Genomic DNA, 14,605 nt, shown 5'->3' with positions numbered 1-14,605 from the left:
CCGCAACCCCGCCCCCGCAACCCCGCCCCCGCAACCCCGCCCCCGCAACCCCGGACGCCGGAGGACGGGCCACGGGCTGTGGGCCGCGGGCTGCGGACCACAGGCCCGGGGCCGCGGAGCATGGGCCCCGGAGCGCGGGCCCCGGGCCCCCGGGCCCCCGGGTCCCCGGGTCCCCGGGTCCCCGGGTCCCGGACCATGGACCCCCGGGACGACGGACCGCGGACCCCGGGTGCCGGACCCCGGGTTCCCGGACCGCGGAGGACGGACTACGGAGCACGGGTCCCGGGCCGCGGACCTCGGACACGATCCGTGGAGCACGGACCGCGGAGGACGGACTGCGGAGGACGGACTGCGGAGGACGGACTGCGGAGGACGGACTGCGGAGGATGGACCGCGGAGGACGGGTCCCGGGCCGCGGACATCGGACACGAGCTGTGTTGTCCGGGTGCGGCGTGAGCGCGGGGGACCAGAATGCTTGACACCGTTCGGAGTGTTCGGTGAGCGATGTGCGACTCAGGCTCAGCCCTCAGGACGGCAGGCCGAGTGCGCCTTCCAGGTGGGCCTTGCGGAAGGTTGTGCCGTCCAGTTGGGCGCCGGTGAAGTCGGCCTGGCGGAGGTCGGCGCCGGTGAAGTCGGCTGTCCGGAGGTCGGCGCCGGTGAAGCGGGCCTGAGGAAGGGCGGTGTTCTTGAAGTGGGCCGTACGGAGGTCCGCGTTGGTGAAGCGGGCCTGGGACAGGGTGGCGTCCGTGAAATCGATGCCGCGCAGGTCCGTGCCCGACAGGTCGGTGGCGCGGAGGGTGACTCCGTCGGCGGCCACGGGGCCGGTGGAGACGGGGCCGCGGTCGGACTTGCGGTCGCGGCGGCCGAGCACGGTCAGGGCGGCCTCGACGGTCAGGTGGGGGCGGGGGGTCGCCTGGCCGCGGGCCCGGTCCTGCAGGTACGCGGCGATGCTCAGGGTCACCTTCCAGGCGAAGGACGGCGCCTCGTGGGAGATGTCCTCCAGCTCGTAGAGGCCCTGGACCCGGGCGCTGGAGTCGCTGGACCTGAGGTCCTTCAGCGCCTGGTCATAGCGCGCCTGAAACTGCTTCTGGGTCTCGAGCGAGACGGTCTGGGAGCTGAAGTAGAACGTGCCGACCAGGCCCGCCAGGGAGAGCGCGGCGGTGACGAGGGAGCCGACCTGCATGAGCATCGTCCGGGTGGCGGTCACCGCCTCGGCCCGCTGGTCCGGCGCAAGCGCTTTGACGTCCGCGGTCATCCGGCGGGTGACCGGGCCGAGCAGCGCCCCGACGGCCACGGCCGAACCGGCGACCACCACCCCGAGCACGATCATCAGAAATGTCATGGTGCGCCTCTTCCGCTGGTAAGGCCCGGCGTCCGAAGGATCGGCCGGGCCATATTAACGGCGAGGTAATGGCTATTTCTTAGGTTGATCGTCGTGTTGGGATAAGAGCCCTATGGCCGATTAATCGGCGGTTTCGCGCCATCTGTTGGTGATGGGGAGGCGGCGGTCGCGGCCGAAGTTCTTCGGGGTGATCTTGGGGCCGGGCGGATACTGGCGGCGCTTGTACTCGGCCAGGTCGACCAGCCTGATGATCCTCGTGACCAGCTCCGGATCGTGGCCGGCCGCGATGAGCTCCGTCGAGCCCATGTCCTTCTCCACGTAATCGTCCAGCAGGCGGTCGAGGATTTCGTACGGCGGAAGGGAATCCGTGTCGCGCTGGTCGGGGCGGAGCTCGGCGCTCGGCTCCTTGGTGATGGAATTTTCGGGAATGGGGGTTTTCGCGTCGAGCAGGAATTGCGGCAGCGAATTGGCGTTGCGCCACCTCGACAGTTCCCACACCATCGTCTTCGGGACGTCCTTGATGGGGGCGAAGCCGCCGGCCGAGTCGCCGTAGAGGGTCGAGTAGCCCGTCGCCAGCTCGCTCTTGTTGCCGGTCGTCAGGACCAGGTGGCCGTGCTGGTTCGACAGGCCCATGAGGATCATGCCGCGCACCCTCGCCTGGAGGTTCTCGGCCGCCAGGCCCGAGAGCTCGATCTCCTTCTCGAAGGCGTCGACGATGTCGGCGATCGGGGCGATCCGGGAGTTGACGCCCTGCCTGCGGACGAGTTCCTCGGCGTCGGCCAGGGAGTGGTCCGAGGAGTAGCGGGACGGCATGAGGACCACGTTGACGCGCGAGGGGCCGATGGCGTCGGAGGCGATGGTGGCGGTCAGGGCCGAGTCGATGCCGCCGGACAGGCCCAGGATGACCGACTGGAAGCCGTTCTTGGCCACGTAGTCCCGCACTGCCAGGACCAGGGCCGCGTACACCTCGCCGTGCAGGTCGAGGTGCTCCGCGATCGCCGCGGGCGCCGGTTCGTACGGCTCCAGGGGGTCCGAGGAGAGCACCAGGCGCTCGACGGTGATGGTGGAGCCGTCGCCCGCGTCGTACGGGAAGAAGCCCGGCTCGGCGTCCGAGACCGGCAGCTCCAGATCGACGGTCAGCAGCTCCTCCCGGAACTGGCCCGCCCGTGCCACCAGCTCGCCCGAGGCGTCCACCACGATCGAGTCGCCGTCGAAGACCAGCTCGTCCTGGCCGCCGACCTGGTTGACGTAGACGAGGGCGCAGCCCGCCTCGCGGGCCCGGCGCGCGCACAGCTCCAGGCGTACGTCGTCCTTCTCCTTCTCGTACGGCGAGGCGTTCGGCGAGATCAGCAGCCCGGCGCCCGCCTGGCCCACGACGGACACGGGGCCGCCCTCCTGCCAGAGGTCCTCGCACACCGCGATCGCCACGTCCACGCCGTGCAGCCGGAAGATCGGCAGCCGGTCGCCGCGCACGAAGTAGCGGTATTCGTCGAACACCCCGTAGTTGGGCAGGTGGTGCTTGGCCGTACGGGTCACCACCTGGCCCTTGTGGAGCACAGCGGCCGCGTCCAGCGGGGCACCCTTCGGCTGGCCGACCCGGGGCGCCAGTCCGGCGCGGTCCACGTAGCCGACCACCACCGGCAGGTCGCCCAGGCCCTCCCGCTCCAGCCTGCGCGCCACCTCCTCCAGGGTCCGGATGCTGGCGTCCACGAAGGACGTACGCAGCACCAGGTCCTCCACGGGATAGCCGGTGAGGAACATCTCGGTGAAGACGACGAGGTGGGCTCCACGATCGGCGGCGTCGCGGGTCCACGCGATCAGCCGCTCGGCGTTGCCATCAAGGTCGCCGACGGACGGGTTCATCTGGGCCAGGGCGATACGCAGTTGTGCCACGTCGCCAAGCCTAGTACGGCGCGATTTTTATCGTCAAAGCGACGAAAAGGAAGTCTTTTCCCCGGGTGTCACAAAACCTGACTCATACGCGGCCATAACCAGCTGTGCGCGGTCGAACAGCCCGAGATGCTCCAAGAGCGACTTGACCATGATGGCCACCTCCTCCTCGGACAAGGAGAGCGTCTGGCCGATCTGGCGGTTCGTCAGGCCGCGGGCGACGAGTTTCAGCACGTCGAGCTGGGAGTCGGCGAGCCCGGCCAGGGCCGGGGGAGAGGCCGGGTCGACGCGTCCGGCGAACCCCGCGATCAGCCGGGTCGTGATCGTCGGGTCGATGAGCGCGTCCCCGGCGGACGCGGCCCTGATCGCGGCCAGGAACTGCTCCGGAGCCGACGTTTTCAGGATGAATCCACTCACTCCAGCACGCAGTGCCGCATAAAGGTTCTCGTCGCTGCCGAACGTGGTCATCATGATCACCTTCGGCGGCCGGTTTTCGGACAGGATGCGGCGGGCGGCGGCCAGGCCGTCCAGATGGGGCATCTGGATGTCGAGCAGCACCACGTCGGGGCCGGTCTCGGCCACGAGCGCGATCGCCTCCTCGCCGTTGGTCGCCTCGCCGACCATCGTCACGCCTGGCTCGGCGTCCAGCATCGCCCGCACGCCCGCCCGCACGAGCGCCTGATCGTCGGCCACCACGACCCGCAGCGGCGCGGTGCCGGAAACGGCGGCGGAAACGGCGGCGGACGCGGCGGCGGACACGGCGGTGGACACGGCGGTGGACACAGCGGCGGGCGCTTCCGCCGGAGGCTGCGGCGGCTCCTCGGGGGCCGGGGACTCCAGGCGCTGGGCGAGCATGTCGGCCTCCAGGCGCTGCAGCCCGGCCGACAGGTCGAGGCCCAGCTCGTCCCGCCACACCGAGCGCGCCCTGCGCAGCGCCGCCAGCGCGTCGCCCTGGCGCCCGAGCCCGTACAGGCCCGTGGCCAGCAGCCGCCAGGCCTCCTCCCGCAGCGGGTACGCCGACGCGTGCGCCTCCAGGTCGGCCACCAGCGACGTCGCCCGGCCCAGCGCCAGGCCGGCCCCGGCCCGGCGCTCGACGGCGATCAGGCGCAGCTCCTCCAGCCTGCCCGCCTCCGTGGCGGCCCAGCTCAACTCGCCGAACTCGGCCAGCGCGGGCCCCCGCCACAGCTCCAGCGCCGTGTCCATGGCCGCCCACACCCGGCCCGGATCGCCTTCCGACTTCACCAGGGCCTCGAACCGCCACGCGTCCACCTGCTCGGTCGCGGCCCGCAGGGCGTATCCGGGCGGTGCGGAGACCAGGACGCGGGCCTCCTCGCGGGGTGCGCGATCGGGTTCGAGGGCGCGGCGCAGGCGGGAGACGTATCCCTGGATGGTGGACAGGGCCTGTGCGGGCGGCGCGCCCGGCCAGAGCTCGTCGATGAGGGTGTTCACGGGTACGGCGCGGCCGCCGGCGACGAGCAGGCGCGCGAGCACCGCCCGCTGCCGCTGGCCGCCGAGATCGAGAGGGGCGCCGTCGGCCCAGGCCTGGAACGGTCCCAGCGCGGTGAATGTCAGCATGTCAGGCGTAACTTTAGAGGGAGACGGTTCCTGGGTATATGGCGAATTCTCCCAAGGTACGCGTCTCCCGTGACCCGAGATGCCGTCAGCGGCGTCTGATCGCGGGTCCGAGGAGCAGCATGCCCACGGCCGACAGCACCCCCACCCCGCCGATCGTGAACCACAGAGCCTGGGAGCCGATCTCCAGCAGCGGCCCGCCGATCAGCGGCGCCAGCACCGCCGCCAGCGACCACGAGAACCCGAACAACCCCGAATACCGCCCCCGCAGCTCGGCCGGCGCCAGCGTGGCCACGACCGCGCCCGGGATGCCCGCCGTGATGACCTCGCCGGCAGTCCACACCACGATCGTCACCACCAGCCCGAAGGTGGTCTCGACGAACGCCGTCATCGCGAACCCGAGCGCCATCACCGACAGCCCCAGCGCGAACATGCGGGCGGGGTCCCGGCGTCCCAGCCACCCCGACACCAGGGGCTGCACGATGACGATCAGGATCCCGTTCAGGGCCATGGCCACCCCGAACTCCCCGGCCGACAGCCCCACGACCTTCGTCATCGCCACCGGCAGCATGGTGAACGTCTGCGAGTAGACCAGCGCGTTGCCCAGCGCCACCAGCGTGAACCCGATCATCACCCGGTCCCGCAGCACCACGCCGAACCCGCCCGCGGACTCCCGCGCCGCCGGTCTGGTCTCGGGGACGGCCCGCCACACCAGCACGGCGAAGACCACGCTGGACAGAGCGTCGATCCAGAACAACCAGAGGAACCCGAGGCCGGCCAGCCAGCCCCCGGCCGTCACGCCGACCGCGTACCCGAGGTTGATCCCCCAGAACAGCAGCCCGTACGCCCGGGGCCGCTCCTCGGGCGAGACCAGGTCCGCGACGAGGGCGGACGAGGCGGGCCGGTAGATGTCCATCACCAGGCCGAGCACGAGCATCGAGGCCACGACCGCCGGCAGCGAGGAGCTGTAGCCGAGCGCCAGCATGGTCGCGGCCGTGGCCAGCATCCCGCCCGACAGCGTGGCGCGGCGCCCGATCCGGTCGGTGAGCACCCCCGCGACCAGCTGCGACAGCAGCGAGCCCACCCCGAACACGCCCATCACCAGGCCCGCCGCCGCCACCGACAGGCCGCGGCTCTGCGTCAGGTAGACGCCGGTGAAGGGCAGGACCATGGTGCCCAGGCGGTTCACCACCGTGCCGCCCCAAAGGGCCCAGAACGCGCGGGGCAGCCCGCCGATCTGGGACCGGAAAAACGACCTTCGCTCAAGAGTTGTGCTCGACACGCGACAAAGCCTGATATGCCGGGTTTGTGAGGGCGAACGATTTAGTGCAGGCTAAAAGCATGCCGATCGAGTGGGTGCTGAAGCCGGAGGACGTGGCCCGGATCCGGTTCGCGTTCTCGCCGATGTGGGAGCTGGTCGCCAGCCTGCGCACCCTCCAGGGGCCGTCCAGGCAGTCGATCCACCTGCCCTGGCTCAAGGCCGTACGCCCCCGCCTGGCGGCGCTGGACCTGGCCGAGCTGTTCGCGCTCGTGCCCGCGACCGGCTACATGGCCGACTTCATCACGCCGCCACCCGACACGCCGATGCCGGAGTTCGCCGCCGAGCTGGAGCGGGTCAGAAGCGCGGATCCCGGGCAGGCCCGCGAGGAGGCGGCGAAGATCGTGGGGACCGACCGGGCCGTGCTGGAGCGGTTCATGGCCGACCCCGAGGCGGGCGTGGCCAGGGTCGCCGCCACGCTGGAGGCGTACTGGGAGGCGTGCTTCGCGGAGTTCTGGCCCCGCGTGTACGGGCTGCTCGAACGGGACGTGCTGCGCCGGTCACGGCAGCTCGCCCAGGGCGGGGCGCGCGAGCTGTTCGCCGCGCTCGATCCGGCCGTGGTGTGGACGGGGGAGCGGCTGCTCATCGACCGGCCCTGGTGCGAGGCGGGCGGCCTGCACGGCGACGGGCTGGTGCTGGTGCCCAGCGCGTTCTGGGGACCGGCCGCCGTGGCGGTGATGACGGCGCCGTACCAGTCGATGCTGGTCTACCCCGTGCTCGGCGTCGGCACGCTGTGGGAGCAGGGCCCGCCGCCCGCGCCCGGCGCGCTCGCCGCGCTGATCGGCAGGAGCCGGGCGCAGATCCTGCTCGCCCTCGCCGAGCCCGCCACGACCTCGGCCCTGGCCGCCCGCATGGCGCTCACGCCCGGCGCGGTCAGCCAGCACCTCGGGGTGCTCAGCGGCGGCGGGCTCACGGTGGGGATGCGGGTCGGCAAACAGGTCGTCTACCGCCGCACCCCCACGGGCGACACGCTGGCGGGTCACGCGTAGCGCTTGGACTCCAGCAGCCAGTCGAGGTGGGCGCGCGGCGCCGCCAGGTACGCGCAGGCGACCTTGCTGACGTCCCTCGCCTCCTTCGGCGCCAGATCATCCAGCGGCAGCCGCCTGGCGGCCTTGTGCATGTCCTGGCAGCGCGCGGCGATCCGGTCGAGCACCCAGGCCGTCGCCTCCCGCTCGCCCAGCCCGAGCTGGCGCATCGCGAGCACCACGAAGTTGTGCACGTCGCCGCGCTCCTTCGGCCGGGAGGCCACGTCGTTGCACCACGCCGTGACGTCGCTGCACGCGCTCACCAACTGCTGCCACGGCTCGCACTCGTGCACCCACACGGGCACCTCGACCCGCAGGCACGGCTCGACCAGGTCATAGAGGTACGGCCCCACGGTGCCCCTGCGCAGCGCCGGATATTCCTCCAGCGTCGGCATCCGGCCCGCTGCCCGGTTGTCGGCCTCGGTACGGCAGGCGTCGTGCTGGCGCCGCAACCCGACCGCGAACCTGGCCCGCCACCGGTCGCTCATCCGCGCGCTCGTCACCCGCCACAGGTCCGCGAACGCCGCCTCCAGCGGATGCCGGGCCGCGCCCCTGAGCATGCCGTCGAAGATGTCCAGCGGGCAGGAGCCCTCGTCCAGCTCGTCGTCCAGGTGGAACAGCCACGTCAGCCACTGCGCGAACAGCGCCGCCGCGGCAGCGTCGAACTCGGCGAACGCCCGGCCCGCCATCCGGTGGTAGCCCACGCCCGGGGCGGCCCGCAGCCCGGTCCTCCTGGCCCAGTCGATGACCGCGGCCTCGATCGCGTACACGGCCGGGTGCATCCGGCACGGGGCCGCCATCGCGGGGACCCGCTCGGTGAGCGGCAGCAGCGCCATCGCGGCCGAGCCGCCCCTGCGCGGCAGCGGCAGCACCGAGGTCAGGGCCGAACGCAGCGCGGTACGCACCGTCGCGAACACGGTGGTGCCCCCGGTGGTGTTCACAGTGGTGTTCTCAGCGCTCTTCACAGTGGTCTTCGCAGCGGTCTTCACGCCGGTCCTCACGCCCGCCCTCACAGCGGGCCGAAGAGCCAGTTGCCCGTGGCATTGGGATCGGCGCCGCGGTAGTAGTCGGAGGCGGCCAGGACCAGCTCGTCCACGGTGAGCGTGCCCCTGCCCTCGCGGTCGAGGCGGTCGAAGGCCGCGTCGACGTCGTCGTACGCCACGCCGAACGCGCTCAGCATCGTGCGGAAGTCGCCCGGGCCGATCTCCCCGTCGCCGTCGCCGTCGCACAGTTCGGCGACCGCCACCGTCGCGGGCCTGAACACCGCGTCGTACTGGTCGCCCGTGACGAACGCCGCCACCATCCCGGCCCGGAAGTCCGGGCGCGCGATCCCGAAGTCGATGTCGCGCTCGAGCGCCTTCGCCAGCGCCGACCAGATCTCGTCGAAGCCGTCGACGAGGCTGGCCCCGGTGACCGAGGTGGGGGACTCCCCGAAGCCCACCAGGATGCGGGCGCCCAGACCCAGAAGGTCCTCCCGCTCGACGACGCCGTTGCCACTCGCGTCTATGTGGTCGAATGCCCGATCTAGCTTGTGATTGAGCAGGTCGATAGCCACCAATGCCTCCCCCGAGACTGACTGCGTGATCACAGTAAGCTCGGGGCGGGGCCTTTGTCAGCGAGGCTCGCACCGGCACCCCCCGTAACGTGTGCGAAACACGGGCGCGGCATGCTGGTAGCTGGACCTGTACGGACAGATAGAGGGGACGCCGTGGACCGCCAGCAGGAGTTCGTGCTCCGCACGCTCGAGGAACGCGACATCCGGTTCATCCGGCTGTGGTTCACTGACGTGCTCGGTTTCCTCAAGTCAGTGGCCATCGCCCCGGCCGAGCTCGAAGGCGCGTTCGCCGAGGGCATAGGCTTCGACGGCTCGGCCATCGAGGGTTTCGCGCGTGTCTACGAGTCCGACATGCTCGCCAAGCCCGACCCGGCCACGTTCCAGATCCTGCCCTGGCGCAGCGAGACGCCGGGCGCGGGCCGCATCTTCTGCGACATCCTGATGCCGGACGGCTCACCGTCGCACGCCGACCCGCGCTGGGTGCTCAAGCGCACGCTGGCCAAGTGCGCCGACATGGGCTTCACCTTCTACACCCACCCGGAGATCGAGTTCTTCCTGCTGAAGAACCGCCCGGAGACCGGCGAGCGGCCCGAGCCGATCGACTCCGGCGGCTACTTCGACCACACGCCGCACAGCGCCGGCCACGACTTCAGGCGCCAGGCGGTGCTGATGCTGGAGTCGATGGGCATCTCGGTGGAGTTCAGCCACCACGAGGGCGCCCCCGGGCAGCAGGAGATCGACCTGCGCTACGCCGACGCGCTGACCACGGCCGACAACATCATGACCTTCCGCCTGGTCATGAAGGAGGTCGCCCTGGAGCAGGGCATCTGGGCCTCCTTCATGCCCAAGCCGTTCACCGAGCACCCCGGCTCCGGCATGCACACCCACATGTCGCTGTTCGAGGGCGACCGCAACGCCTTCTACGAGGCCGGGTCCGAATACCGGCTGTCCAAGATCGGCCGCTCGTTCATCGCCGGGCTGCTCAAGCACGCCGCCGAGATCACCGCCATCACCAACCAGTGGGTCAACTCCTACAAGCGGCTCTGGGGCGGCGCCGAGGCCATCGCGGGTCAGGGCGGCGAGGCCCCCTCCTACGTGTGCTGGGGCCACAACAACCGCTCCGCCCTGGTGCGGGTGCCGATGTACAAGCCGCACAAGGGCGGCTCGACGCGCATCGAGTTCAGGTCGCTCGACTCGGCGTGCAACCCGTACCTCGCCTTCGCGCTGATCCTGGCGGCCGGTCTGAAGGGCATCGAGGAGAGCTACGAGCTGCCCGCCGCCGCCGAGGACAACGTGTGGACGCTGACCAGCGCCGAGCGGCGGGCCCTCGGCATCCAGCCGCTGCCCGGCTCCCTCAACGACGCGATCGCGGTGATGGAGCAGAGCGAGCTGGTGGCCGAGACGCTCGGGGAGCACGTCTTCGACTTCTTCCTGCGCAACAAGCGCGCGGAGTGGCGCGAATACCGGCGGCACGTCACCGAGTTCGAGCTCGGCCGCTACCTGCCGGTGCTCTAGACGGCTCCCTGAAACTCGCGGACCTCGATGGGCAGCAGGGCCACGGCCCCGGCCAGCTTGCGGGCCCATTCCAGGGCCGCGTCCATGTCGGGCGCCTTGATGATCGTGAAACCGCCGATGTGCTCCTTGCCCTCCACGTAAGGGCCGTCGGTGGTGAGCGGCTCGCCGTCGCTCATCCGCACCACGCGGGCGCCGGAGGGTGGCTGGAGCGCGCCCGAGAAGACCCAGGCGCCCGCGTCCCGCATCTCCTGTTCGACGGCGCCGATGTCGCGCATGATCGGGTCCAGGACCTCGGGCGGGGGCGGGGGCCCGTCGGGCTGCTGCATGCTGAGCACGTACTGCTTCATGTGACTTTTCCTTTCCGTCACCTCTCACACGAACGCGGTGCGGCCGTATCGACATCCGGCGCGCGGAAATCTCATCGCGTGCGTGTCGGCGTCCGGTCGAACACGATCTCCTGGAGCAGCCCGGCCTGGACCCGGTCGACGATGAACGCGCCGGTGGCGGGCCCGGGGTCGCCGGACTTCACCCTGGCCGACAGGCTCTCCCACCTGCGCTGATGGCGCGCGAATGTCTTGGGCGCGACCACCCGGCCCCTGGCCAGCTGCCCCGCCAGCGCCTCCTCCGGCGGCGCGTCGAGCAGGAGCAAGTGGAAGCTCGCCCGGTGCCTGCGGGCCAGCCAGGCGAAACCCCGCAGCACGTACGGCGCGCAGCCCCGGTTGTGGGCGATGATCGAGTGCCCCAGGACCAGGGCGCGGCGGATGCGGCTCAGGTGGGTGACGAAGACCACGACGCGGCGTAGCGGGCCGGGAGCCCAGCCGAGCCGCTCGTGCCAGTGCCGCTTGGACTGGTAGGTGTCGATCACCACGACCGTGCCGACGGTGACGGGCAGGCTCTCCGCGCCGTGCAGTCCGTACAGGCGCCGCAGCAGCGTGGTCTTCCCCGCGCCCGGCAACCCCGTCAAGATGACCAGCGACCCCGGCGGAAACCGCAACCTCGCCGCCTGCACAGACCCACCCCCGCTTCTGTCGTGTTGCTTACAGCTTCTCCGAGGTTGGCCCCGGACGCGCACTTGGGATCGGGCGGTTTTGTCACGGGCCAAGGGAAACCCGGGATAGGGTAAAGGGAACGCCTTGATCGGCCTCACATCGGGGAAGCCCGGAGTGGGGCCGATTTTCGTTGCTTCTAACCTCCGGGTCACATCCCGGCGATGTGTGGCGCATAGCGTGTCGATGGGCGGGAAGTTTCGGGCCCCTTCGAGGCGTTATGTGGTGGTGTCGATCAGCCTCAGGACCCCCGAGATCTGGTGAAACCGGGCGTCCAGTAAAATCGGCCTGCTTCTATTGACATTTATGGACTTGTCGCCGTACGTGGCGATATTGGAGGGTGTGGCATGACGACGTCTGCCCTGCAGACAGTGCTGACGGTTCCGGAGCGCTTCCGGGGCCCGGCGGGAGTCGCCAACGGCGGCTGGATCGCGGGCACCATGGCGGAGGCGCTGAACGGGGGCCGATCAGCGGTCGAGGTCACGTTGCATGCGCCGACCCCTTTGCGAACCGAGTTGCGCCTGGAGCACGTCGCCAACTCCGTCTCCCTCTATGACGGCGACAAGCTGCTGGTCGAGGCCATTCCCGTGGCCGAGGACCTGGAGGGCCCGGGGTTCGTGCCGTTCAACGACGCGGCCCGCGCCGAGGCGGGGTTCGTGGGTCTGAAGGCGCACCCGTTCGCCGAGTGCTTCGCCTGCGGGCTGCGCGAGCCCGGTGACGGCCTGCGCATCTTCCCCGGCCCGGTGGAGGGCACGGACCTGGTGGCGGCCGGCTGGCGGGTGCCGTTCACGGTGACGGGCGAGGACGGCGTGCCCGCCTCGATCGTGGGCGCCGTGCTCGACTGCATCACTGGCTGGGCCCACTTCGGCCCGGGTGAGAGCGCGCTGCTCGGCCGCCTGGCCGTGCAGATCCACCGCCCGGTCCACCCCGGCGGCCGCTACTCCGTCGTGGCCCGCCCGACCGGCCGCGACGGCCGCAAGATGTACGGCCAGAGCGCCATCTACGAGGCGGACGGCACGCTGGTCGCCGCCGCCCGCGCCACCTGGATCGCTCCACGCTGACCTGCGGTCCCGGCGATCTCGGAGAACGGCCCCTGAGCACCGCTCGGGGGCCGTTCCGCGTCCACGGCCCGCGCCTTGTCAGGAGGAGCCGGTGAGGTGGGTGACGACGGACGAGACGCAGCGGTCGTCGAACAGGATCGTGTAGTGGTTGCAGTCCGGGATCACCTCGTCCCGCAGCCCCGGGAGGCGGGCGGACCAGGGGCGGGCCAGGTCGTCGGGCAGCATGCCGACGTCCTGGTTGAGCAGGCCGCGCGGCGCCCTGAGGAGGGAGAGCGGTGACGTGATGGCGGTCAGGGCGGCGGCGATGGCCTCCGACTCCAGGCGCAGCCAGCGTCCGTCCTGCAGCACCGCCTCCGGGGCCACCCGCGACCTGAGCGCCCCGTCCGGGCCCGTCAGGTCATAGCGGACGTACGCCTCCACGTCGGCGTTCCAGTGGCCGGCGAAGGCCGGGTGTGCCTTGAAGAAGTCGACGTAGGCGTCCGCGGTGGGGAACGTCTGGCGCAGCCGGGCGAGCGCCGGCCCGAGCGTGGCCTCCATCTCCTTGTCGACGTCCACCCCCTCGGGCAGCGGAGGGAAGGGCAGGCCGCCGTCCACCAGCACGACCCGCGCGAAGTCCCGCTCCGCGGCGGCCAGGGCGGCCACGTACGCGCCCATCGAGTGCCCCGTCAGCACCGCGTCCGGGCCCGCCCCCACGTGGTCGGCGACGCGCAGCACGTCCTCGGCGTGCCTCGGCAGCCCGTACGGCCCGGGCAGCGAGGCGCTGTGCCCGCGACCGCGCAGGTCCATGGCGACCATCGACCACTCCTCGGGCAGCCGCCGCGCCACCGCGCCCCAGGTCATCAGGGAGGCCGTGATCCCGTGGACCGCGATGATCGTGCGCGGTCCCGTGCCGAACCTGGCGATCCGCAGACCGCCGACATCGTCCAACTCGAAGCTCATGGTCGGAGCTTAGGCATCCGGGTGATCGGGCGGGCAGGGGGGCGGTGTGGGGAATTGTAGTGATATTCCGGATAATGCCCTGATATGCGTATCACCGTTGTTCAGCACGAGGACGAGGCCGGGCTCGGATACCTCGGTGACTGGCTGGGGCTGCCCTGCGACGTCGTCCGGCCGTACCTCGGCGAGGAGATCCCCGCGCGCCCGGCGGACGGGCTGATCGTGCTCGGCGGTGCGGCGGCCGCCTGGGAGGACGAGCGGAGCCCCTGGCAGCCCGCCACCCGCGACCTGCTGCGCCGGGCCGTGGAGGAGGGCACGCCCACGCTGGCCGTCTGCCTGGGGGCGCAGTTATTGACCATGGCCTGCGGCGGCACCGTCGAGCGGGGGACGAACGGGCTCGAGGTGGGCGCCTGCGAGGTGGTCGCGCTGCCCGCGGCCGCCGACGACCGGCTGCTGGCCGGGGTCGGGACGGCGGTGGCCGTCCAGTACCACCAGGACGCGATGACGCGGCTGCCCGACGGCGCGGTGCCGCTGATGACCGGTGCGCAGTACCCGAACCAGGCCTACCGGCTCGGGGAGGCCGCGTGGGCGATCCAGTTCCACCCCGAGGCCACGCCGGAGATCTTCACGTCCTGGACCGACGGGTCGGGGCTGGACGCGGCCGAGGAGCTCAACACCGCGGTCAAGACCGCCGAGAGCGAGCTCGTGGCCACCTGGCGGCCGGTGGCGGAGGCGTTCGCGGAGGTGGTCAGGACCGGCGGCCGCGCCTGAACCACCGCGTCCGCCCGGCCCCGGCCGTGTCCGAGCAAACGGCCCTGTCCGAGCGGGGCCGGGTCAGGCCGTGGGCCGCGGCGTGCACGCCGGCCAGCACGACCGGGAGCGCGGCCAGGCCCGCCCAGCCCGACGCCCCCGTCCGTACCGGCACCCCTTCGGCCCGCAGCCGCCGCCAGGCCCACACCGAGAACGGGATGACCACCACGGGCGCGGTCACCGCCCCCGGCGTGTATCCCCGCGTCACCGCGGCCTGCGCCAGGTGCATCACCCCGTGCGCCCCGAACCCCAGCAGCGCCGCCTGGAACACCGGGCTCCGCCCGCCCGTACGCGCCCCCAGCGCCGAGGCCCCCGCCATCACCCCGCCCATGAGGCCGATGGCCACGTTCACGTGCCGCTGCGAGACCTCCAGCCGCTCCCACGGCACCCACGGCAGCCGCTCCTCCAGCCGGGGCCGGGCCGAACGCGTCCAGCCCGCCATGGTCGCCAGCTCCTCCACGTCGTGCACCGCCCACGCGGCCAGCAGGCCCCACGTGACGGCAGGCGGAACCATCGCCGATCGCCTCCCTAAAAT

14 protein-coding genes are annotated in these 14,605 nt (G+C 71.6%); 4 read left to right on the top strand and 10 right to left on the bottom strand.

Annotation, left to right across the window (positions count from 1 at the left end; translation table 11 throughout):
• Positions 1–526: 526 nt before the first annotated feature.
• The 4 genes from ABZX61_RS50120 to ABZX61_RS50105 form a co-directional block, all read right to left on the bottom strand.
• Positions 527–1,342: a pentapeptide repeat-containing protein gene (locus ABZX61_RS50120; protein ID WP_355206214.1), complete on the bottom strand. Its 816-nt coding sequence runs from the start codon at positions 1,340–1,342 to the stop codon at positions 527–529.
• Positions 1,343–1,462: 120 nt separating this feature from the next.
• Entirely contained in the window at positions 1,463–3,235 is a 1,773-nt protein-coding gene (locus ABZX61_RS50115) for an NAD+ synthase (RefSeq protein WP_355206211.1), read from the bottom strand.
• Between the two features lie 33 nt (positions 3,236–3,268).
• Entirely contained in the window at positions 3,269–4,807 is a 1,539-nt protein-coding gene (locus tag ABZX61_RS50110) for a BTAD domain-containing putative transcriptional regulator (RefSeq protein ID WP_355206209.1), read from the bottom strand.
• 85 nt (positions 4,808–4,892) lie between these two features.
• Complete coding sequence (locus ABZX61_RS50105) at positions 4,893–6,086, bottom strand: MFS transporter (protein WP_355206206.1); 1,194 nt, start codon at positions 6,084–6,086, stop codon at positions 4,893–4,895.
• Between the two features lie 59 nt (positions 6,087–6,145).
• On the opposite strand from ABZX61_RS50105, the gene ABZX61_RS50100 reads away from it, so the two are divergent.
• Positions 6,146–7,111: a DUF5937 family protein gene (locus tag ABZX61_RS50100; RefSeq protein WP_355206203.1), complete on the top strand. Its 966-nt coding sequence runs from the start codon at positions 6,146–6,148 to the stop codon at positions 7,109–7,111.
• On the opposite strand, the gene ABZX61_RS50095 is transcribed toward ABZX61_RS50100, so the two are convergent.
• Positions 7,102–8,136 carry a terpene synthase family protein gene (locus tag ABZX61_RS50095; protein ID WP_350728777.1) on the bottom strand — a complete coding sequence of 345 codons (1,035 nt, stop codon included), beginning with the start codon at positions 8,134–8,136 and terminating at the stop codon, positions 7,102–7,104. The two genes, ABZX61_RS50100 and ABZX61_RS50095, sit on opposite strands and share 10 nt — an antisense overlap.
• A gap of 20 nt (positions 8,137–8,156) precedes the next feature.
• Positions 8,157–8,702 (bottom strand): hypothetical protein, encoded by a 546-nt coding sequence (locus ABZX61_RS50090; RefSeq protein WP_355206200.1) that lies wholly within the window; start codon positions 8,700–8,702, stop codon positions 8,157–8,159.
• Positions 8,703–8,855: 153 nt separating this feature from the next.
• Between ABZX61_RS50090 and glnA the strand changes: the two genes are divergently transcribed.
• Positions 8,856–10,217 (top strand): type I glutamate--ammonia ligase, encoded by a 1,362-nt coding sequence (gene glnA / locus ABZX61_RS50085; RefSeq protein WP_355206198.1) that lies wholly within the window; start codon positions 8,856–8,858, stop codon positions 10,215–10,217.
• Here glnA and ABZX61_RS50080 read toward each other — a convergent pair.
• Positions 10,214–10,564: a YciI family protein gene (locus tag ABZX61_RS50080; RefSeq protein WP_355206195.1), complete on the bottom strand. Its 351-nt coding sequence runs from the start codon at positions 10,562–10,564 to the stop codon at positions 10,214–10,216. The two genes, glnA and ABZX61_RS50080, sit on opposite strands and share 4 nt — an antisense overlap.
• 71 nt (positions 10,565–10,635) lie before the next feature.
• Positions 10,636–11,226, bottom strand: a complete 591-nt coding sequence (locus tag ABZX61_RS50075) for an AAA family ATPase (protein ID WP_355206192.1) — start codon at positions 11,224–11,226, stop codon at positions 10,636–10,638.
• 384 nt (positions 11,227–11,610) lie between these two features.
• Between ABZX61_RS50075 and ABZX61_RS50070 the strand changes: the two genes are divergently transcribed.
• Entirely contained in the window at positions 11,611–12,324 is a 714-nt protein-coding gene (locus ABZX61_RS50070; RefSeq protein WP_350728782.1) for a hypothetical protein, read from the top strand.
• A 78-nt stretch (positions 12,325–12,402) separates the two neighbouring features.
• Here ABZX61_RS50070 and ABZX61_RS50065 read toward each other — a convergent pair whose 3' ends face one another.
• Positions 12,403–13,263, bottom strand: a complete 861-nt coding sequence (locus ABZX61_RS50065) for an alpha/beta hydrolase (RefSeq protein WP_355206188.1) — start codon at positions 13,261–13,263, stop codon at positions 12,403–12,405.
• A gap of 84 nt (positions 13,264–13,347) precedes the next feature.
• Here ABZX61_RS50065 and ABZX61_RS50060 point away from each other — a divergent pair, with 84 nt between their 5' ends.
• A complete protein-coding gene (locus ABZX61_RS50060; RefSeq protein ID WP_350728784.1) occupies positions 13,348–14,031 on the top strand; it encodes a type 1 glutamine amidotransferase in 684 nt (227 codons plus the stop codon).
• Here ABZX61_RS50060 and ABZX61_RS50055 read toward each other — a convergent pair.
• A complete protein-coding gene (locus ABZX61_RS50055) occupies positions 14,009–14,584 on the bottom strand; it encodes an HXXEE domain-containing protein (protein WP_355206184.1) in 576 nt (191 codons plus the stop codon). The genes ABZX61_RS50060 and ABZX61_RS50055 overlap by 23 nt on opposite strands.
• Positions 14,585–14,605 lie beyond the last annotated feature (21 nt).

The organism is Nonomuraea sp. NPDC003709 (genome assembly GCF_040610775.1).
In the GTDB taxonomy this organism is placed as follows: Bacteria; Actinomycetota; Actinomycetes; order Streptosporangiales; family Streptosporangiaceae; genus Nonomuraea; species Nonomuraea angiospora_A.
This window is presented reverse-complemented; position numbering and strand designations above follow the sequence as displayed.